At 74.8% G+C, this 17477-nt stretch carries 18 protein-coding genes; 5 read left to right on the top strand and 13 right to left on the bottom strand.

The features are described from left to right. Positions 1-2: 2 nt before the first annotated feature. Positions 3-1034 (bottom strand): iron ABC transporter substrate-binding protein, encoded by a 1032-nt coding sequence (locus tag BLW63_RS04050; RefSeq protein ID WP_091151743.1) that lies wholly within the window; start codon positions 1032-1034, stop codon positions 3-5. 152 nt (positions 1035-1186) lie between these two features. On the opposite strand from BLW63_RS04050, the gene BLW63_RS27755 reads away from it, so the two are divergent. After that, positions 1187-2068: a GNAT family N-acetyltransferase gene (locus BLW63_RS27755; RefSeq protein ID WP_091151741.1), complete on the top strand. Its 882-nt coding sequence runs from the start codon at positions 1187-1189 to the stop codon at positions 2066-2068. Between the two features lie 157 nt (positions 2069-2225). On the opposite strand, the gene BLW63_RS04040 is transcribed toward BLW63_RS27755, so the two are convergent. Both BLW63_RS04040 and BLW63_RS04035 read right to left on the bottom strand, forming a co-directional pair. Beyond that, complete coding sequence (locus BLW63_RS04040) at positions 2226-3194, bottom strand: bacteriorhodopsin (protein ID WP_211516987.1); 969 nt, start codon at positions 3192-3194, stop codon at positions 2226-2228. Between the two features lie 279 nt (positions 3195-3473). Next, complete coding sequence (locus tag BLW63_RS04035; RefSeq protein WP_091151739.1) at positions 3474-4166, bottom strand: maleylpyruvate isomerase family mycothiol-dependent enzyme; 693 nt, start codon at positions 4164-4166, stop codon at positions 3474-3476. A gap of 120 nt (positions 4167-4286) precedes the next feature. Here BLW63_RS04035 and BLW63_RS04030 point away from each other — a divergent pair, with 120 nt between their 5' ends. Next, positions 4287-4670 carry a PaaI family thioesterase gene (locus tag BLW63_RS04030; RefSeq protein ID WP_091151736.1) on the top strand — a complete coding sequence of 128 codons (384 nt, stop codon included), beginning with the start codon at positions 4287-4289 and terminating at the stop codon, positions 4668-4670. Between the two features lie 285 nt (positions 4671-4955). Here the strand turns inward: BLW63_RS04030 and BLW63_RS04025 are convergent, their stop codons facing one another. The 8 genes from BLW63_RS04025 to BLW63_RS03990 form a co-directional block, all read right to left on the bottom strand. Further along, positions 4956-5189: a hypothetical protein gene (locus tag BLW63_RS04025; protein ID WP_091151735.1), complete on the bottom strand. Its 234-nt coding sequence runs from the start codon at positions 5187-5189 to the stop codon at positions 4956-4958. Between the two features lie 344 nt (positions 5190-5533). Then, positions 5534-5956 carry a hypothetical protein gene (locus BLW63_RS04020; RefSeq protein ID WP_091151732.1) on the bottom strand — a complete coding sequence of 141 codons (423 nt, stop codon included), beginning with the start codon at positions 5954-5956 and terminating at the stop codon, positions 5534-5536. A gap of 173 nt (positions 5957-6129) precedes the next feature. Continuing rightward, positions 6130-7101: a hypothetical protein gene (locus BLW63_RS04015; RefSeq protein WP_091151729.1), complete on the bottom strand. Its 972-nt coding sequence runs from the start codon at positions 7099-7101 to the stop codon at positions 6130-6132. A 450-nt stretch (positions 7102-7551) separates the two neighbouring features. Continuing rightward, positions 7552-8016, bottom strand: coding sequence for an NUDIX hydrolase (locus tag BLW63_RS04010; RefSeq protein ID WP_091151727.1), 465 nt, complete (start codon positions 8014-8016; stop codon positions 7552-7554). Between the two features lie 178 nt (positions 8017-8194). Further along, positions 8195-8809, bottom strand: coding sequence for an isochorismatase family protein (locus tag BLW63_RS04005; protein ID WP_091151725.1), 615 nt, complete (start codon positions 8807-8809; stop codon positions 8195-8197). Positions 8810-8887: 78 nt separating this feature from the next. Then, a complete protein-coding gene (locus BLW63_RS04000) occupies positions 8888-10765 on the bottom strand; it encodes a hydantoinase B/oxoprolinase family protein (protein WP_091151723.1) in 1878 nt (625 codons plus the stop codon). Between the two features lie 3 nt (positions 10766-10768). After that, positions 10769-12856, bottom strand: a complete 2088-nt coding sequence (locus tag BLW63_RS03995; protein ID WP_091151721.1) for a hydantoinase/oxoprolinase family protein — start codon at positions 12854-12856, stop codon at positions 10769-10771. After that, positions 12853-13545: a GntR family transcriptional regulator gene (locus BLW63_RS03990; protein WP_091151719.1), complete on the bottom strand. Its 693-nt coding sequence runs from the start codon at positions 13543-13545 to the stop codon at positions 12853-12855. Before BLW63_RS03990 ends, BLW63_RS03995 begins: the two co-directional genes overlap by 4 nt. Before the next feature lie 236 nt (positions 13546-13781). Here BLW63_RS03990 and BLW63_RS03985 point away from each other — a divergent pair, with 236 nt between their 5' ends. Together BLW63_RS03985 and BLW63_RS03980 are read left to right on the top strand one after the other, a co-directional pair. Then, positions 13782-14207 carry a nuclear transport factor 2 family protein gene (locus BLW63_RS03985; RefSeq protein WP_091151717.1) on the top strand — a complete coding sequence of 142 codons (426 nt, stop codon included), beginning with the start codon at positions 13782-13784 and terminating at the stop codon, positions 14205-14207. Between the two features lie 37 nt (positions 14208-14244). Then, entirely contained in the window at positions 14245-15135 is an 891-nt protein-coding gene (locus tag BLW63_RS03980; RefSeq protein WP_170856635.1) for an isocitrate lyase/PEP mutase family protein, read from the top strand. 120 nt (positions 15136-15255) lie between these two features. Here BLW63_RS03980 and BLW63_RS03975 read toward each other — a convergent pair whose 3' ends face one another. Both BLW63_RS03975 and BLW63_RS03970 read right to left on the bottom strand, forming a co-directional pair. Beyond that, the gene (locus BLW63_RS03975) at positions 15256-15822 is read right to left on the bottom strand and encodes an LppU/SCO3897 family protein (RefSeq protein ID WP_091151713.1); all 567 of its coding nucleotides are present in this window, start codon (positions 15820-15822) and stop codon (positions 15256-15258) included. A 240-nt stretch (positions 15823-16062) separates the two neighbouring features. After that, entirely contained in the window at positions 16063-16857 is a 795-nt protein-coding gene (locus BLW63_RS03970; RefSeq protein WP_091151711.1) for an enoyl-CoA hydratase/isomerase family protein, read from the bottom strand. 227 nt (positions 16858-17084) lie between these two features. Here BLW63_RS03970 and BLW63_RS27265 point away from each other — a divergent pair, with 227 nt between their 5' ends. Further along, positions 17085-17456, top strand: coding sequence for a helix-turn-helix transcriptional regulator (locus tag BLW63_RS27265; protein ID WP_211516986.1), 372 nt, complete (start codon positions 17085-17087; stop codon positions 17454-17456). Positions 17457-17477 lie beyond the last annotated feature (21 nt).

The following is a 17477-nucleotide window of genomic DNA, read 5'->3' as shown; positions in this document are numbered from 1 at the left end:
GTTCAGAGCAGCCCCACGTCCTGCATCAGCTCGGTGACCCGCTGCTGGTCCAGCGACCCCGGGTCGACCTCCGGCGCCTGCAGCTCCTCGAGCGGCGGTAGCACCTCCGCGGAGGGGACGTCGTTGCCGACGGCGTACTCGAGCGCCGTGCTCTCGGCCAGCCGCTGCTGCGCCTCCGGGCCGGTGAGGTAGGCGACCAGCTGCTGGGCCTGCTCCGGCTGGTCGGACGAGGCGAGGACGCCGGCGCCGGAGACGCTGAGGAAGGCGCCGGGGTCGCCGTTGCGGAAGAAGTGCAGCTCGGCGTCGTCGCTCTTCAGCCCGTTCTCGGCGCGGTCCCGGTAGAAGTAGTAGTGGTACATGACGCCGGCGTCGATCTCGCCCTCGTCGGCGGCGACCATCACCGCGGAGTTGCTCGGGTACACGTTCGCGTTGCGCTCCAGCCCCGCCAGCCAGGCCCGGGTGGCCTCCTCGCCGCGCAGCGCCAGCACGCCGGCGACGATCGCCTGGAAGTCCGCGCCGCCCGCGGCGATGCCGATCCGGCCCTCCCACTCGGGGTTCGCCAGGTCCGTGATCGACGCCGGCAGCTGGTCCTGCGGCAGCTGCGCGGGGTTGTGGACGAGCACGGTGGAGCGGGCGGCGAAGCCGGTCCAGTTGCCCGTGGACGGCCGGTACCGCGCGCCGACCTGGTCGAGCGTCGCCTGCTCCAGCGGGGCGAGCAGGCCCTCGCGGTCGAGGACGTCGATCGACGGGCTGTTCTCGGTGAGGAAGACGTCGGCCGGGCTGGCGTCGCCCTCCTGCACGATCTGGTTGGCCAGCTCGGCGTCGTTGGCGTCGCGGAACTCCAGCGCGATGCCGGTCTCCTCGGTGAAGCCCTCGAGCATCGTGCGGACCAGGCTCTCGTGCTGGGCGCTGTAGACCGTCAGCGTCTCCGCGGCCTCGGCGTCCCCGCCGCCGCAGCCGGCCAGCGCCCCGGCAGCCACAAGAGCGGCCGCCGCCGCGGCGGTGCTCCGCCCGAGCCTGGTTCCTCCGAGCACGTGGGCCTCCTCGCCGACGGATCGCCGGACCCCGTGCCCGGCAGGGCCGCCCCGGGGCGGCGTCGTCCGGAGGACAGGTTAGGCACACCTCACCAGTAGGTGTACCACGGGTCCGCGGCAGGCGGGCCTGCCCGATCGGCTACAACTCCCGCATGACCGCTGCACCGCTCCGCATGCGCAGGGCCCGCTTCGCCGAGCTGACCGGCGCCGAGGTCTACGGGCTGTGCCGGCTGCGGGTCGACGTCTTCGTGGTGGAGCAGCAGTGCCCGTACCCGGAGCTCGACGGCCGGGACCTCGAGCCGGCCACCGTGCACCTGTGGTTCGAGGACGACGACGGCGGCGTCGCGGCCACCATCCGCGTCCTCGACGACGGCGCCACCCGCGCGATCGGCCGGGTGGCGACCGCGGCCGCGCACCGCGGCGAGGGGCTGGCGGCACGGCTGATGGAGGCCGGGATCGCGCTGTGCGACGGCGTCCCGATCACGCTGGGCGCCCAGGCGCACCTGGAGGGCTGGTACGCGCGGTTCGGCTTCGTGCGCAACGGCGCGGGCTACGTCGAGGACGGCATCCCGCACGTCCCCATGCGCCGCGAGCCGACGGCCGGTGACCCGCCTGCCTCGCCGGGGCGGCCCCGCTCAGAGGCTCGCCGCGAGCCTCTGACGGCCGCCTTGCAGGGTCCCGCCGCGAGCTTGCGAGTGGCGGGGGGCAAGGGGGTCCTTCACGAGGAGGACGGGGTCCTTCTCCTGCTGCGGACGGCGGCCGACCGACTGGCGGCGCTCGCCGCCCGGACGACGTCCGGAGACTGGCGGGTCGCCGGGCTGCTGGCCAGCCGCCCCGAGGTGGTCGCGCACGCGGCCGACGGCGGCACCGAGCACGTGGCCGAGGCGCGGGCGGGGACCGGTGCCTGGATCGCGGCGCTCTCCCCCGCCCTGGCCGCGCCGCTGACGGGCTGGCTGCGGGACGCGGCGGCGGGTGGGCCGGTCGACCCGGCCGCCGAGGCGTTCGCCCGGGCGCTGCTCGCCCGACTGCCCTGAAGGCTCGCCCCCGTCCCGGGTCGGCCCCGTCCAGGGGCTCGCCGCGAGCCTGCGAGCGGTGAGGAGGACGGGGTCCTCCGCGAGAGGTGGGTGAGGACGGGGTCCTTCTCCGGTGAGGAGGACGGGGTCCTTCTCCGGTGGTGGCCGGGGACCTGCCTCAGGTGTCCCCGCGGCGGCGTCCGGCGGCCGTGCCGGACCGGCGCCCGGCTGCCCCGTCCGGTGCGCCGCCGAGCCGGTCGACCACCGCCGGGGCGACCCGGCCGAGCTCGGGCAGCACGCCCTCGCTCTTGTGCACGTTGCTCGACCACACCGGTTCGGGGTGCGTGTCGACACCGGCCGCGACGTCCTCGGCGGTGCGCAGCTTGGCCACCTTGTGCACGAGGACCCCGAAGCCGACCTTGGCCACGACGTCGGCCGCGGAGTAGCCGACCTGCATGGCGGTGAACCAGGCCGGGGTGACGTCGGCGAACACGGGGACGGCGTAGACCAGCGGGTACACGCCGAAGCTGCTCAGCAGCACGATCGTCGCGTTCCGCAGGCTGGTCGCCGCCTCGGGCCCCATCGTCGGCATAGACCGGCGCACCGCACCGATGAGCGCGACGTAGAGGTAGACGAAGAACGCGGTGCTGATCAGCCCCCACACGACCAGGGCGGTCCGGTCCCGGCCCTGGTCGAGCACCTGTGCCCCCAGGTAGCCGGTGGCGATCATCAGGAGGGCCGCGGCCATGGTGCTGGAGCGCAGCCGGCGGGCGGCCTTGCCGGCGACCGAGCAGACGGCCAGCAGCTCGACGGTGAGCAGCGGCACGGTGACCGACCAGTCGATGTAGCGCGTGCTCTCCGTCGTCCGCGCCTCCTCGTTCGGCACGTACACGCCGTCCTCGAGCCGGAAGCCGCCGTCCCAGTCGAGGTAGAGCAGCAGGTAGGCGACCGTCGCCACCGCGGCCAGGCAGAGCGCCGCGTGCGAGGAGGGGCGGTACCGGGCGGAGACCTCGTCCCGGCTGGTGAGCGCGTACAGGAAGTAGGCGAACAGCGCGAACCCGGCGCCGAGGATCGCGTACTGGACCACGTCATAGAGGCCCAGCGGCATGGTCTGCAGCTCGGGCACGGGCGGTTCGGTCGGGTCCACGGGCGACTCCGGGGCTGGGCGAGAGGTCCCGTGCCGGTACCCCCGGCGGCGCGGCGCGCAACCGTCGGCGCCCGGAGGCGGAGTCGGTGTCCGGCGCCCCCGTGACGCCGGACGACCGCACTGTACGAGACGGTGAGGTTCAGTTACCACCAGTGTCCGGCGTGTCCGGTGCCGCTGGTGCGTGTGCGCCGGGTGTGGTCTCCGGCCGGGCGGATGACCACACCGGCGCACGACGACGCGGCCGGTGGTGAGGTCGCGGCGATCCGGTCGCGGGGGTCCTCAGACCCAGCGGGGCAGCGGCGGCAGGGCGCCGTCCACGGCGAGCCCCTCGCCCCGGCTGCGCCCGGTCAGCCAGCTGGTGACCACCGGCAGCGACCCGGAGACGGCGACCGCGCCGCTGCCCCACTCCTGGTCGCCGGCGAAGACGACGACGTCGGGCGTCTCGCCGCGCCTCGCCCAGGCGGCGAGCACCTCCTCGCAGATCGCCGCCAGCACCGCATCGTCGACGTCGGCGAACCCCACGCCGGCGTCGAGGTCGACGGCGTGCACGGTCACCTCGACACAGCGCATCCACGGCACCTCGGACGCCGGCACCTCGCGGTCCTGCATGGTGCGCACCGTCGCCGACCAGGCCGGCTCCGGAAGCCCGCGGACGGCGTCGGCGAAGCGGGCCGTGGCGGCGACCAGCTCGGTGCGCAGCCGGGCCGGGTCGAGCCCGGCGGACTCCTCGATGCCGGCGTCCCGCGCCTCCCGTGAGGGGTACATCGGCGTCTCGGTCCCGGTGCGCGCCCAGGTCAGCAGGTTGCCCACCGCGTCGGCGTTCCGCGCGACGTGGGCGATGACGTGCCGGCGGTCCCAGCCGGGCAGCAGCGAGGCGCCGTCGAACTCCTCGTCGGTCAGCCGGCCCAGCGCGGTGGCGAACAGCCGCTCGCCATCGGCCCAGCGGTCCAGGACCTGCTGCGGTACCCCCACGCCTGCTCCTCCCGACGGCGCCGGCTGGGCCGGCGGACGCCCGTGACGCTAGGGCCCCGGCGCCCGCGGCACGAGTCCGGCCGGTGCGTCGGCGGGCTCCGGGACGGGTAGCGCGGCGGCATGAGCGAGCAGACGGGCCCCGGGGGCTTCGCCGGGCGGATCGGTGCACGGGTCGAGGACGCCGACGACGGCGCTGCGCGGATCGCCTTCGAGGTGCGCGAGGAGCACCTGAACCCGGCGGGCACGCTGCACGGCGGTGTGCTGGCCACGCTGGTGGACACCGCGATGGGCCAGGCGGTGCGCACCACCACGGGCGAGGGCGAGGTGCCGGCGACCAGCCAGCTCACCGTCACCTACCTGCGGCCGGGCCGGCCGGGCGCGCTCCTCGTGACCGGCCGGGTGCGCACCCGCGGCGCACACCTCACCGTGTGCGAGGCCGACGTCGAGCAGGACGGCGAGGCGGTCGCGCACGCCGTCGCCACGTTCGCGCTGCTGCACCGCTGAGCCGCACGGCCGATGGTCCTCTCGGGGCGGGTGCGGCCTGACCACGGTCGGCCCCGGCCGGGGACGACGGGGGCTGCGCCGGGCGCCGGGTAGGGCATCGGCTCGACGTGCTCGGCGACCGGCATCGCCACCTCGCGCAGCCCGTCGACGATCCGCGCACCCTCCTCGGCCGGCTCGGTGCAGCGGCAGGCAACGACCAGGACATCGCGCCGCAAGGACGCCGGTCCCGCGGAACGAACAGCGGCCGGGGCCGGACGACGTCCGGCCCCGGCCCCTGCGCGGGACTCAGCCGCTCATGCGGGAGCGCAGCAGCGCCTTGCCCCGCTCGGCACCCTTGCGGCTGTCGCTCTGTGCCTTGCGGAACAGCTCGGCGAGCTCGTTGTCGCCGTCCCGCTCCGCGTCCTGGATGTAGGTCTCCAGCCGCAGCGCGTTGCTCAGGCACTGCTCGGTGAACCAGATGAGGTTGTAGTCCTTGTCCTTGGTGCCGGTGACGTCGCCGGTCTCGGTGGCCTGGCTCATCGCGTTCCTCCTGGACGGTTGCTCGGGTTCTCGCGCGCCGGCGCTCCCGTGGCGGCTGCCGGGGACGACGCCAGCACCGGCCAGTGCAGCGGATCGGCGGCCCGAGCGGAACCGGCGCGTGCGCGCCGAGTGCCTGCCGGGACGGCCCGCCTGCAGGGTGCCGCTGCCCGCCCCGTCGGGGCCGGCCCCGTCCAGCGGCTCGCCGCGCGCCCCGCGGCCCCCGCGCAGGGTCCCGCCGCGGCCCCGTCCAGGGCACCGCCCCGAGCGCGCGAGGGGTGGGGAGGACGAGGTCCTCCCATGGCGGGGGGGCGGGAGGGTCCTCCACGAGGAGGACGGGGTCCTCTTCAGCGCGGACGCGTGCCGGCGAGCTCGCGGGCGGCCGCGGCCGCGTCGGGGTCGAGCACCCGCGAGCGCTCCTGGCGCTCGATGAGCTGGTGGTACCGGGTCCAGGCCTCCTCGGGCCGGACGTCGAGCGACGTGGCGATCTGCTCCCAGGAGGCGCCGCCGCGCAGCGCGGCGCGGAAGCCGGTCAGCTGGCTGTCGCGGGCCTTGCGGGCGACGACCTCACCGAGGGCCAGCAGCTCCAGGGACTCGGGGACGTCGAGCGAGGTGGTGGCGGCCTTGAACGAGGACCAGTCGTCGGCGTCGACGTCCTCCACGGTGTTGAGGGTGGTCTCCCCGCTGTCCCGCCGGGCCAGGAAGTCCAGGCGGGTGACGGCCGTCATCAGGGAGAACTCCTGCTCGAGGGCGTCCGGTGTGATGCTCATGCGGCATCCCATCCCCGGGGTGCGCCGCAGGTCAAACGCGGTGCGACCGGGATCTCCCCATCGGGCGAGCCCCGACCGACCGCGCCCGGGCGAGCACGTGCCGCCCCTCCCCGGACGGCCGCGAGGGCCCGCTCCCGGATGGGAACGGGCCCTCGCGAGGAGGTGGTGCGACGTCACTCGGAGACGCCCACGGCCTCCTTCGCCAGCGCGGCGACCTGGGTCTGCGCGGCGTTGACGACGCTGGTCCGGGCCTTGTGGGTCTCCTCGTAGCGGATGATCACCCGGACGTCGTGCGCGGTCTTGAGCTGCTTGACCGCCTTGACGGCGTCCTGCGTCGACAGCGAGTCGTAGCCCTTGATCGGCAGCTCGTCGGCGCTGACGTCGCCGAGCTCCTCGCGGGCGGCGCGGGCGGCCTCGGCGGCGTCCCGGTTGCCCTCGCGGCGGGCGATCCGCTCGGCCCGGCGCAGCGCGGCGCTGCGGCCGACGGTCAGCGTCTCGCGGACGGCGTCGGTGAAGGAGGAGGCCTTGTCGGTCGCCTCGTTCAGCCGCTCGCCGGCCTGCTCGCGGCGCTGGTGCACCGACTCGACGACCTCGTTGACCCGGTTGGCCCAGAAGCGGACCGGGGCGTTGGCGGCGCGGGCGGCGGTGCCGGCGACCCGCTGCAGCGCGGTGGCCTGCAGCGCGGCCGGGCCGCCCATGGCCTCCTCGGCGAGGACGACGGTGAGCCACTCGACGGTGGCCTTGTGCGCCGTGACCAGCCGCTCGGCGAGCTGGCGGACCTTCGGCAGCTCGGCCTGCTCCGTGAGCACCTTGAGGTAGGTGGCGCGGTCGAGCAGCTGGTGCTCGAGGGAGAGGTCCTGCAGCAGGGCCTCCTCGAGCGGCTCGGCCTGCTCGAAGCCGGCCTTGAGGACGGCGGAGAGCCGGCCCACGGCGGGGGTCACGACGTCCGGCACGCCGCCCAGGGCGCGCAGCTGGTCGGTGATGGCCCGGGTCCGCTCGGCGGCGTTGTCGGCGTTCTGGGTCAGCTCACGACGCACGGCCTCGGTGCGGGCCTGCGAGACGCGGGTGCGGGCGACCTGCTCCTCGGTCTGGGTCAGCAGGACGAGGGCACGGAGCTGGTTGATGATCTTGGCGTTGTCGGTCATGACTTGGGGAACTCCAGACATCGGGGATGACCTGACGTCTGCAGTCTTGCCCACGACGACCCGTCTGCTAACTCCTGCAAGCGTAGTGCTTGCTGTGAACCGCATCACGACACGTCGACGTGTCGACGTGTCGTGCCACCCGGTCGGCTCGGACCGCCGGCACGGCGGGCTTCGACGGACGGTCCAGGCGGAGCACCGGCTGGGTCAGCTCGTCGGCCAGCGGCGACCGCGGGCGCGGCGACGGGGACGGCGGGAGCGCCGCGCCGCAGCCGACGCAGAACCGGCCCTGCAGGCGGGCCGCACCGCACGTCGCGCATGCCGTCATCGGGGTCCTCCTCGGTGTCGGGGAGCCCGGTGACTCCACCCGGCCAGGACCCTGCCAGGCCGCGGACCGGCCCGGAGCGGTGTGGGGCGGGTGGGACGAGTCGACGCGAGACCGTTGCCGAACGGTCAGGCCAGCAGGTCGAGCAGCCGGTCGAGCAGCGGCACCTGGCCGGCGACCAGCCTGCTGCGGGCCTCCTCGACGGTCAGCCAGGCGGCGCGGTCGATCTCGGGGAACTCCTGCACGCGGCCCGAGCGCGGCGGCCACTCGAGGGAGAAGGTGTTGCTGACCGTGGCCGACGCGTCGAGGTCGCCCTCCGCGGCCCAGGCGGTGAGCCGCTTGCCGCCGGACTGCCGGACCTCGCCCAGCGGCACGAGGTCGGCCGCCGGCGCCGGGGACCCCATCTCCTCGGCGAACTCGCGCAGCGCGACGTCCCGGGGCTCCTCGTCGGGGCCGTGCTCGCCCTTGGGGATCGACCAGGCGCCGGCGTCCCTGCGCGCCCAGAACGGACCACCCATGTGCCCGACGAGCACCTCCACCCCGCGCTCCGGGTGCCGCCGGTAGAGCAGCAGCCCCGCGCTGGTCCTCGGCATCCGCGTCCTCCTCCGCACCGGGGTGTTCCCCCGCCGACCTCGGCCCCTGCTCCCGGGAGGAAGCAGGGGTCGAGTGTGCGACGAGGTGTACCGGCCGCCGGGCCCCGGTCGGCTCGGGGCCCGGCTCGTGGAAGCGGTGCCGCCCGGCGCGAGGGGTGGCAGCGGGCGGCGCCGCGGTCTACAGGTGGGCGAGGGCCTCGGGCAGGTCGACGACGTCGGCGTACTTCGCGTCGAGGTCGGCGAGGTTGTTGTCGTGCAGCGCCGGGGTCCGGTCGGCGCAGGCCTGACGCACCACCTGCGGGCGGAAGCCGCAGTTGAGCGCGTCCATGGCGGTGGCCCGCACGCAGCCCGACGTCGAGACGCCCGCGACCACCACCGTGTCGACACCCGCCGCATGCAGGGTGGAGGCCAGCGAGGTGCCGAAGAACGCCGAGGCGTACTGCTTGACGACGACCGGCTCGCCCGGGCCCGGCTGGAGGGCCAGCGCCCCCCAGTCGCCCGGGGCGTCCTCGACGAAGCAGGCCAGCGCGGGCACCTTGTGCACGAACAACCCGCCGTCCTCCAGGCCGGCGGCGTAGCGGACCGCCGTCCACACCACCGGGTGCCCGCGCGCTCGCGCCGCCGCGACCAGCTCGGCCGTCGCCGCGACCGCGGGGCCCGGGTCGGGCAGCGCGAAGGGTCCGCCCGGCTCGGTGTAGGCCCGGCACAGGTCGATGACGAGCAGCGCCGGGCGCGCCCCCCAGCCGACCCGGCCGGAGAACGCCGACCCGTGCGGCCCGGTTCCGACGATCATGGCGCCGTGACCACGGTTCGGGTCCCCGGTGCGGTCATGACGCCATGATCGTCGGGGGGACCGGGTGGACCACGGACCTCACGCCGACGTCCACGCCGGCCGCTTCGGGGCCGGCAGGCCGGTCTCCTCCTCGCAGCGGGCCAGCAGCTCCTCGACCGGCGGGCCCATGTCGAACACCGGCAGCTCGCCGGGCCGGTCGGCGCGCACCTGGTCGCGCAGCGTCGCGGTGGCCTCGGCGTCCACCTCGCCGTCCTCGGTCATGCAGACGCCGTACCGCTGGGCACCGGCGGTCGTGACCAGCCCCCGCCGCACCTCCTGCGCCACCAGCTCCGGGTCGCGCTCCAGCGGGTCGCCCCAGCCGCCGCCGCCCCAGGTGACGAAGTGCAGGAGGTCGCCCCGAGACACCGGCACCCCGTGGCACTTGCTCGGCAGCACCTCGCGGGTGCCGTCGGCGCGGTCGATCCACTTGCGGCCGCGGGCGCCGGGGTGCCCGCCGTTGACACCCCACGGGTAGGTGAGCCAGCGGTCGTCGTGGATCGCGATCTCGCCGGGCTCCTCGAACAGGTAGGCGACGTCGACCCCGTTGCCGCCGCGGTGCAGGCCCGGGCCGCCGGTGTCGGGGACGGTCTCCCACGTCTCGATCCGCAGCGGGTAGTAGGACTCGAGGTACTCGCAGGGGATGTTGACGAAGCTCGGCCACAGCGAGTGCCCGTCGGGGCCGTCGCCGAGCGGCCGGCCGGGGATGCCGCCGAAGCCGATCGAGTACAGCTGGAACCACTCCCCCTCCCGCGAGCCTGCGGAGTAGTGGCCGGAGTACATGAAGTGCGGCGAGGAGGAGAAACCGGCGGCGTTGAGCAGCGCCGGGTTGGTCTGCCCGAGCAGCCCGCCGAAGAGGTCGAACACCCGCCCGATGCCGTGGTTGCGCCCGTTGAGCGCCGCCGGGTGCTTCGGCTTCCAGTACGAGCCGTCCGGGATGGTGACGTCGACCAGCGGGTAGAACCCGTCGTTCCACAGGATCTGCGGGTCGGCCACGGTGATCATGTAGATCCCGAAGAACATCCGGGTCAGGTTCTCGTTGATGTAGTAGTTGATCGGCCCGGCCGCCTGCGGCGAGGAGCCGGTGAAGTCCAGGTGCACCTTCTCGCCGGTGCGGGTCAGCGACAGCTTGAGCTCGTAGGGGCCGTTGCCGACGCCGTCGTCGCAGATGTAGTCGGTGAAGGAGAGCGTCCGGCCCTCCTCGAACACCATCTGCAGCAGCACCTTCATGGCGTCGTGGTTGCGCTGCAGCAGTGCGTCGAGTGCCGAGAGGTAGGTCGCCGTCCCGAACCGCTGGCACATCTCCGCCACCCGGCGCCCGGCGGTGCGGCAGGCCGCGACCAGACCGTTGAGGTCGGCGCGGTTCCAGTCGGGCATGCGGACCTGGTTGAGGATGATCCGCAGCGCGTCCTCGTTCAGCTCGCCCCTCCGGTAGAGCTTGAACGGCGGGATGACCACGCCCTCCTCGTAGATGGTCCGGGCGTCGGTGGGCATGGACGACGGGGTCTTGCCGCCCACGTCGGACATGTGCCCGAACATCGACGCCCAGCCCACGACCCGGCCCTCGTGGAAGACCGGCACGACCAGCAGCCAGTCGTTGGCGTGGCTGATCGCCGCCCCGCAGGCGTACGGGTCACTGGTGAGCAGGACGTCGCCCTCCTCGACGGTGTCGTCGAAGGCCTCGAGGAAGTCGGGGATGGAGAGGCCGAACTGGCCGACGACCATCTTGCCGCTGGGGTCGCCGATCAGCGGGAACTCGTCGTGCTGCTCGCGGATGCCCGGCGACAGCGCCGTCCGGAACAGCACCTCGTCCATCTCGTAGCGGGCGTTGCGCAGCCCGTTCTCGATCAGGTCGAGGGTCACCGGGTCGACGTCGACCCGCTCCACGCCGCCGGTCGCGGTCTGGATGATCCGGGCCATGGGTCACGCCTCCGGGGTGATGAGCAGCGAGCCCGAGGCGTGCACGGCGGCCGCGTGCCCGGGCAGGACGAGGGTGGTGGAGTCCATCTCGGTGACGATCGCGGGTCCGCGCACCACGTCTCCGGCCCGCAGCCGCGCCCGGTCGTAGACCCCGGCGGTCACCCGCGCACCACCGACGTGGATCAGGTGCTCGGTGACCACGGCCGCCGCCGGGTCGCCGTCCCCCGGCTCGAGGGAGACGGGGGCGACGTCGGGCCGCGGGCCGGTGACGGTGGCGCGGGCGTTGACCAGTTCGTGGTCGACCGAGAGGAGGAACGAGAACAGCCGGTCGTGCTCGGCGTCGAACGCCTCGCCGAGCCGGGCGAGCGCCGCACGTCCCTCGCCGCCCGCACCACCCCCACCGCTGTCGTCGAGCCACGACGGGTCCACGGCGACCGGGATCTCGAAGCCCTGCCCGTGGTACCGGACGTCGACCTGGTAGCCGACCGTCTGCTGCTCCCGGGGCAGCCCCTGGGCGGCCAGCCGCTCGCCGGCCTCGTCGGCCAGCTCGCGCAGGATCTGCTCCAGCTCGGCGCCGGTCAGCTGGCCGAACCGGCGCAGCACGGTCCGGGCCGACTCGTCGCGCCGGCTGGTGGTCGCGTCCCCGAGCGCGCAGAGCAGGCCGGGCCCCGGCGGGATGATCACCGGCCAGGCGCCGGTCAGCTTCCCGAGGGCGTTGGCGTGCAGCGGGCCGGCACCGCCGAAGGCGACCAGCGCGAAGTCGCGCGGGTCGAAGCCCTGCTGCACCGAGACCAGCCGCAGCCCGCCGAGCATGTTCTCGTTGACGATGTCGACGATCCCGGCCGCGGCGGCCTCCGGCGAGTCCAGCCCCATCGCCTCGGCGACCTTGCTGACGGCGGCCCGCGAGGCCTCGACGTCCAGGGTGATCTCGCCGCCGGCCAGCGACGAGGGCAGGTAGCCGAGGACGACGTTGGCGTCGGTGACGGTCGGCTCCACCCCACCCTTGCCGTACGCGGCCGGCCCCGGGTCGGCGCCGGCCGACTGCGGGCCGACGCGCAGCGCCCGCGTCAGCTCCGGCACGTGCGCGATCGAGCCGCCGCCGGCACCGACGGTCCGGACGTCGACGCTCGAGGCGCGCACCGACAGGTCGCCCACCTTGGTCTCCCGGCCGATCCGCGGGTCGAGGTCGCGGACCAGCGCGACGTCGGTCGAGGTACCGCCCATGTCGAAGGTGATCAGGTCGCGGTGGCCGCACTGCTCGGCGACCCAGACGGCGCCGGTGACCCCGCCGGCCGGGCCGGACAGCAGCATGGTGACCGGCGCGGCGACCGCGGCGCCGGCCGACTGCAGCCCGCCGTCGCTGCGCAGGATCGACAGCTCGCCGGTCACCCCGCCGTCCGCGAGCCCGTCGGAGAGGTGCTGCACGTAGCGCGCCACCTGCGGCTGGACGTAGCCGTTGGCGACCGTGGTGAGCGTCCGCTCGTACTCCCGCAGCTCGGGCAGCACGTCGGAGGAGAGCGACACCGGGGTGCCGGGCAGCAGCTCGGCGGCGAGCTCGGCGATCCGCCGCTCGTGCGCGGGGTCGGCGAAGGAGTTGATCAGCGAGACGGCGAGCGCCTGCACGCCCCGGCCGGCCAGCCGCGCCAGCTGCCGCCGGACGTCGTCCTCGTCGAGCGGGCGGACCACCGAGCCGTCGCTGGCGATCCGCTCGTCGACCTCGACGGTGTCCTCCAGGTCGGCCAGCGGCTCGGGCTTGGGCCAGATGATCCAGCCGGCCAGCCCGCCGGGGACGAACGAGCGGGCGATCTGCAGCACCTGCCGGAAGCCCTTCGTCGTCACCAGCCCGACGGTCGCGCCCTTGCCCTCGAGGATCGCGTTGGTCGCGACGGTGGTGCCGTGCAGCACCTGCGCGACCTCGCTCATGTCGATGCCGGCGTCGGCGCAGACCCGGCCGATCCCGGTGAGCACCCCGACGGCCTGGTCGGCCGGCGTCGAGGCGGTCTTCGCCCGCCAGGTGGCACCGCTGTCCTCGTCGACCAGCAGCACGTCGGTGAAGGTGCCGCCGACGTCGACACCGAGCCGGTAACTCATGCGGACTCCTCTCGTGGGGCGACCTGGTCTGCCGTCTGCACCCGCGCGGCCCGCACCATCACGGCGCGGGCGTTGGCGATGTGCGAGGTCATGACGGCGCGGGCCCACTCGGGGTCACCCGCGCGGAGGGCGGCGACGATCTCGCCGTGGTGGGCCAGGCTGCGGCGCAGCGACGCCTCGTCGTAGGTCAGGAAGTTGCGGCGCACGATCGGCGGGTGGATCGCCGCGGCCAGCGCGGTGGCCAGCGTGGGGTGCGCGGCGAGCGCAACGAGCCGGTCGTGGAAGGCACGGTTGAGCGGGACCAGCGCGTCCAGCTCCTGCCTCGGGCCGGGGGTGCCGACCTCGTGCATGCGCCGCGCGAGGTCGTCCAGCTCGTCGACGTCGGCCGCCGTGGCGTTCGGGACGGCGTGCGCGGTCAGCTGCGGCTCGAGGACCGACCGCAGGTCGAAGACTCCCTCGAGCTCGGCCACGGTCCAGGTGGCGACCCGCGCGCCGCGGTTGGGCGCGATCTCGACCAGGCCCTCGGCGGCCAGCCGGGACAGGGCCTCGCGCACCGGCGTCCGGCTGACCCCCAGCCGCTCGGCGAGCTCGACCTCACCGAGGCGGGCGCCAGGGGCCAGCTCGCCGCCCATGATCAGGTCGCGCAGGGTCGCGAGCGCCCGTTCCGCCGACGTCAGGCCTCGTGTCACAGGTCACACCTCCCGCACGATTGCATGCAACGTAGGGCTGCCCGAGGTGGGGCACAAGGGGGGCGTCCGGGCGACCTCGGGTCGGTCCCCGCGGTTGCGAGGCTCGTCACGCCGGGTGCAGACTGCACGCCGCCGAGACACGGCGATCGGTATTGTATGCAACCGACCGCATCGGCGTCCTGCACCGGCACGCCGGCCGGATCGCCCGGCCGACCTCCGAGGAACGAGGACAGGTCATGGTCTCTGCAACGCTCACGCGGCCAGCCGACCAGGTCGCGACCTACGGCTACCTGGTGAACCTGGTCGAGCGCTACTTCTCCTGCGTCGACGACAACGACCTCGAGGGCGTGCTCGACTGTTTCACCGAGGACGCCGTCCTCACGATCCAGTCGGCCCACTCGACGCACACCGGTCGCGACAGCGAGCTGCGCCAGATGTACGAGGACCTGTTCGCGACCTACCGGCCGCGCATGCGGCACATCCACTTCACGCACGTGGCGGACCCGGCGAACAGCCGGATCGCCTCGCAGTTCACCGTCGAGCTGACCGACGTGGAGGGCACCGAGGTCACGCTTCCGAACTGCAACTTCTTCTACCTCGAGGGGCTGCGGTTCCGGCGGGTCTTCGTCTCCATGAGCGACGGCGTCAACGTCCTGCACTGACCGTCCCGCGGGGCTGGACACGAACGAGGAGGCCGACGTGGGAGACCTACTGGGAGGCGGCCGCGCACCGCGGGCCCGGCTGCGCGAACTGCTCGCGGCTCCCGCGCCGCTCCTGGCGCCGGGCGCCTACGACGCGCTGTCGGCCCGGCTGGTGGAGCAGGCCGGCTTCGACGCCGTCTACATGACCGGCTTCGGGACGACGGCCTCGCTCATCGGCCGCCCGGACGTCGGGCTGCTCAGCGGCGCCGAGATGGTCGACAACGCCCGCCGGATCGCCGCGGCGGTCGACGTCCCGGTCATCGCCGACGCCGACACCGGGTACGGCAACGCGCTCAACGTCGTCCGCACCGTGCAGCTCTACGAGCAGGCCGGCGTGGCCGGCGTCCAGCTCGAGGACCAGGTCATGCCCAAGAAGTGCGGGCACATGAGCGGCAAGGCGCTGATCGGCGTCGACGAGATGGCCGGCAAGATGCACGCCGCCGCTGCCGCCCGGCGCGACCCCGACCTGGTGCTCATCGCGCGCACCGACGCGGTGGCGGTGCACGGCCTGGACGACGCGATCAGCCGCGCCCGGACGTACGCCGAGGCCGGCGCGGACGTGCTGTTCGTGGAGGCGCCGACGTCGGAGGCCGACATCGAGCGCGTGGCCACGGAGCTGGCGGGGCTGGCCCCGCTGGTGTTCAACTGGGCCGAGGGCGGCCGCACCCCCCCGCTGTCGCTGGAGCGGATGACCGAGCTGGGCTTCTCGCTGGTCATCTACCCGATCGGCACGCTGCTGGCCGCGACGGCGGCGATGCGCTCGCTGCTGGCGACGCTCCGCCGCGACGGCGTCCCCTCGCTCGAGGGGCTGCCGTCGTTCGGGGAGTTCACCGACCTCATCGGCCTCCCGGAGGTGCAGGAGCTGGAGCAGCGCTTCGGCACCGCCTGACCCGGAACCCTGGTGGCCGGGGCACCCGGCGCTCGGCTCACGCGCCCCGTGCGGGCAGGAGTCGAGCCGACCTCCACCCCTGCTTCCGGGGGGGAGCAGGGGTGGAGGTCGCGGGGCGGACTACAGCCCGGCCCCGGTCGGCTCGGCGCAGAAGACGGTGCCGGGCTCGGTCTCCAGCCCGCCGATCCACAGGGCGACCTCCGTCGAGGGGAAGGCCAGGCAGGTGTCGGGGTCGGCCATGAAGGAGGGGTGGTCCATCTCCTCGTCCTCGATGCCGACGATGCGGTACTCGGACTCGGCCGAGTCGCAGTCGACGACGTCGAAGCTCGTCGCCCCCACCATCTGCACGCAGTCGCCCACGGCGGGATCGCCCCGGCCCAGCCAGCCGCCCAGGGTGCCCAGGCCGACGACACCGGCCACGGCGACCGGCACGCCGACTCGCAGCCACCGCCGCACGCCGCCGGGCGCGGGCGCGGCGCCCTGCGACGGGGCCCAGGCACCGGGCTGCGGGGCCCAGCCACCCGACGGCTGTGGGCCCCCGGCGCCCGGCTGCTGCGGCGGTGCCCACGGGCCGGGCTGCTGCGGCGGCGTCCAGGGACCCGGGACGGCGGCCTGCGGAGCCGGGACGGGCGCGCCCGGGTCGGGCTGGGGGCCGACGGGGCCGGTGCCCGGGTCGGTGGAGGTCATGGTCGCTCCCGGGGGTGGGCCGTCAGGGGTCCCGCAGAGACTCCCCACCCCGCACCGGCCGCGCCGCGGCGCACGCGCGGGCCGCGTGCACCGATCGGGGCACGGACCGCCCCGGCGGCGCCTCCCGCCCCAGCCGTCCCACTCCTCGCGGGAGCTCGCCCGCTGCCCACGGTGCGGGACAGGGGGGCGAGCTCCCGGGGAGGGGCGGGTCCGGCTCCGGGCGCGTGGAGGCCGAGCGGGTCAGCGCCCGCTCCACCGGGGGGCGCGCTTCTCGCGCTGGGCGGCGATGCCCTCCCTGCGGTCCTCGGAGAGGTACGGGTTGGGGCCGACGTCGAGCCGCAGCGCCTGCCACAGCGGCAGCTCCAGCCCCTTGACCGCGGTCGCCTTCATCCGGCGCACCGACAGCGGGGCGTTGGCGGCGATCGCCTCGGCCAGCCCGAGCGCGGTGGGCAGCACGTCGCCCGCCGGCACCAGCCGGTTCACCAGCCCCCAGCGCTCGGCGACCTCGCTGGTCACGTAGTCGCCGGTGTAGAGCAGCTCCAGGGCGATGCCCATGGGGATGCGCTTGGGCAGGACGACGGAGCCGAAGTTGGCGCCCATGCCGATCTTCGCCTCGGGCAGCCCCATGCGGACGCCGGGCGCGGCCACCCGCAGGTCGCAGGCCAGCGCGAGCTCGAAGCCGCCGGCCACGGCGGCCCCGGCGATCGCAGCGACCACGGGCACCGGCACCTCGGTGACCACCTCGAACAGCGCGCGGGTCGGCCGGTCCATGGGCGGGCGGAAGCGCTCGCCGCGGCGGTCCTGCTCGCGGATCTCGTCGAGGTCGAACCCGGCGCAGAAGGCCGGCCCGGCGGCGGCGAGGACGACCGCGCGGACGTCGCCGTCCTCCCCGCAGCGCAGCAGCTGCTCGACCAGGTCGCCCTGCAGCGCGCTGGACAGGGCGTTGCGGCGCTCGGGCCGGTCCAGGGTGAGCACGCGGACGTGCCCGCGCTCCTCGACGACCAGTCCGGACTCGTACCGCTGCGCGTCAGCCATGTCCCGCAGCCTCTCAGTCGACCGGTCGAGGCGGCACCGGCGACCGACGGTCGACCGCGGCCGGCCGGCGGCCGCTCGCCGGCGGTGCCGTCGGCGGCGGGGATCCGGACGGCACCGAGCCGTTTGAGGTTCCGCCCGGGCCGCCGCGGAAGTACCGTGCGCCATCGTGGCGTGCGCCACAGGTCGGTAGGCGTCCGACCACCCCGGCGACCGGCGGAGGTCCAGCCGTGCTCACCGACACCCTCGACCGCGCGCAGCCGCGCCGGGAGTGCGCCACCGATCCCCGGCTCGCCCCGGTCGTGGCCTACCTGGAGGCCCACGCCGACGAGCCGCTGACGCCGCTGCAGCTGGCCCGGGTCGGCTGCATGAGCGTCCGGGCGCTGCACGCGGCCTTCCAGCAGGTGCTCGGCGAGACACCGATGTCCTACCTGCGGCGGGTCCGGCTCGACCACGCCCACGCGGAGCTGCTGCGCGGCGACCCGGCCCGGGTGCGGGTCACCGACGTGGCGGTGCGGTGGGGCTTCTGCCACCAGAGCCGCTTCGCGCAGCAGTACCACGACCGGTTCGGCGAGCTGCCCAGCCGCACGCTGCGGTCCTGACGACGACCACACGTCCCGATG

The sequence above is a fragment of the Geodermatophilus africanus genome, from assembly GCF_900107105.1.
Classification (GTDB): Bacteria; Actinomycetota; Actinomycetes; order Mycobacteriales; family Geodermatophilaceae; genus Geodermatophilus; species Geodermatophilus africanus.
The sequence above is the reverse complement of the archived record's forward strand: the minus strand, read 5'-3'. Positions and strand labels throughout refer to the sequence as shown.

What these genes read in the sequence shown, in the direction of transcription:
- BLW63_RS03995 (WP_091151721.1), bottom strand. Translation starts at nt 12,856, where the DNA reads ATGAGTTACCGGCTCGGTGTCGACGTCGGCGGCACCTTCACCGACGTG.
- BLW63_RS04025 (WP_091151735.1), bottom strand. Translation starts at nt 5,189, where the DNA reads ATGAGCCAGGCCACCGAGACCGGCGACGTCACCGGCACCAAGGACAAG.
- BLW63_RS03970 (WP_091151711.1), bottom strand. Translation starts at nt 16,857, where the DNA reads ATGGCTGACGCGCAGCGGTACGAGTCCGGACTGGTCGTCGAGGAGCGC.
- BLW63_RS27755 (WP_091151741.1), top strand. Translation starts at nt 1,187, where the DNA reads ATGACCGCTGCACCGCTCCGCATGCGCAGGGCCCGCTTCGCCGAGCTG.
- BLW63_RS04005 (WP_091151725.1), bottom strand. Translation starts at nt 8,809, where the DNA reads ATGATCGTCGGAACCGGGCCGCACGGGTCGGCGTTCTCCGGCCGGGTC.
- BLW63_RS04030 (WP_091151736.1), top strand. Translation starts at nt 4,287, where the DNA reads ATGAGCGAGCAGACGGGCCCCGGGGGCTTCGCCGGGCGGATCGGTGCA.
- BLW63_RS03975 (WP_091151713.1), bottom strand. Translation starts at nt 15,822, where the DNA reads ATGACCTCCACCGACCCGGGCACCGGCCCCGTCGGCCCCCAGCCCGAC.
- BLW63_RS04015 (WP_091151729.1), bottom strand. Translation starts at nt 7,101, where the DNA reads ATGACCGACAACGCCAAGATCATCAACCAGCTCCGTGCCCTCGTCCTG.
- BLW63_RS03985 (WP_091151717.1), top strand. Translation starts at nt 13,782, where the DNA reads ATGGTCTCTGCAACGCTCACGCGGCCAGCCGACCAGGTCGCGACCTAC.
- BLW63_RS04020 (WP_091151732.1), bottom strand. Translation starts at nt 5,956, where the DNA reads ATGAGCATCACACCGGACGCCCTCGAGCAGGAGTTCTCCCTGATGACG.
- BLW63_RS04010 (WP_091151727.1), bottom strand. Translation starts at nt 8,016, where the DNA reads ATGCCGAGGACCAGCGCGGGGCTGCTGCTCTACCGGCGGCACCCGGAG.
- BLW63_RS04000 (WP_091151723.1), bottom strand. Translation starts at nt 10,765, where the DNA reads ATGGCCCGGATCATCCAGACCGCGACCGGCGGCGTGGAGCGGGTCGAC.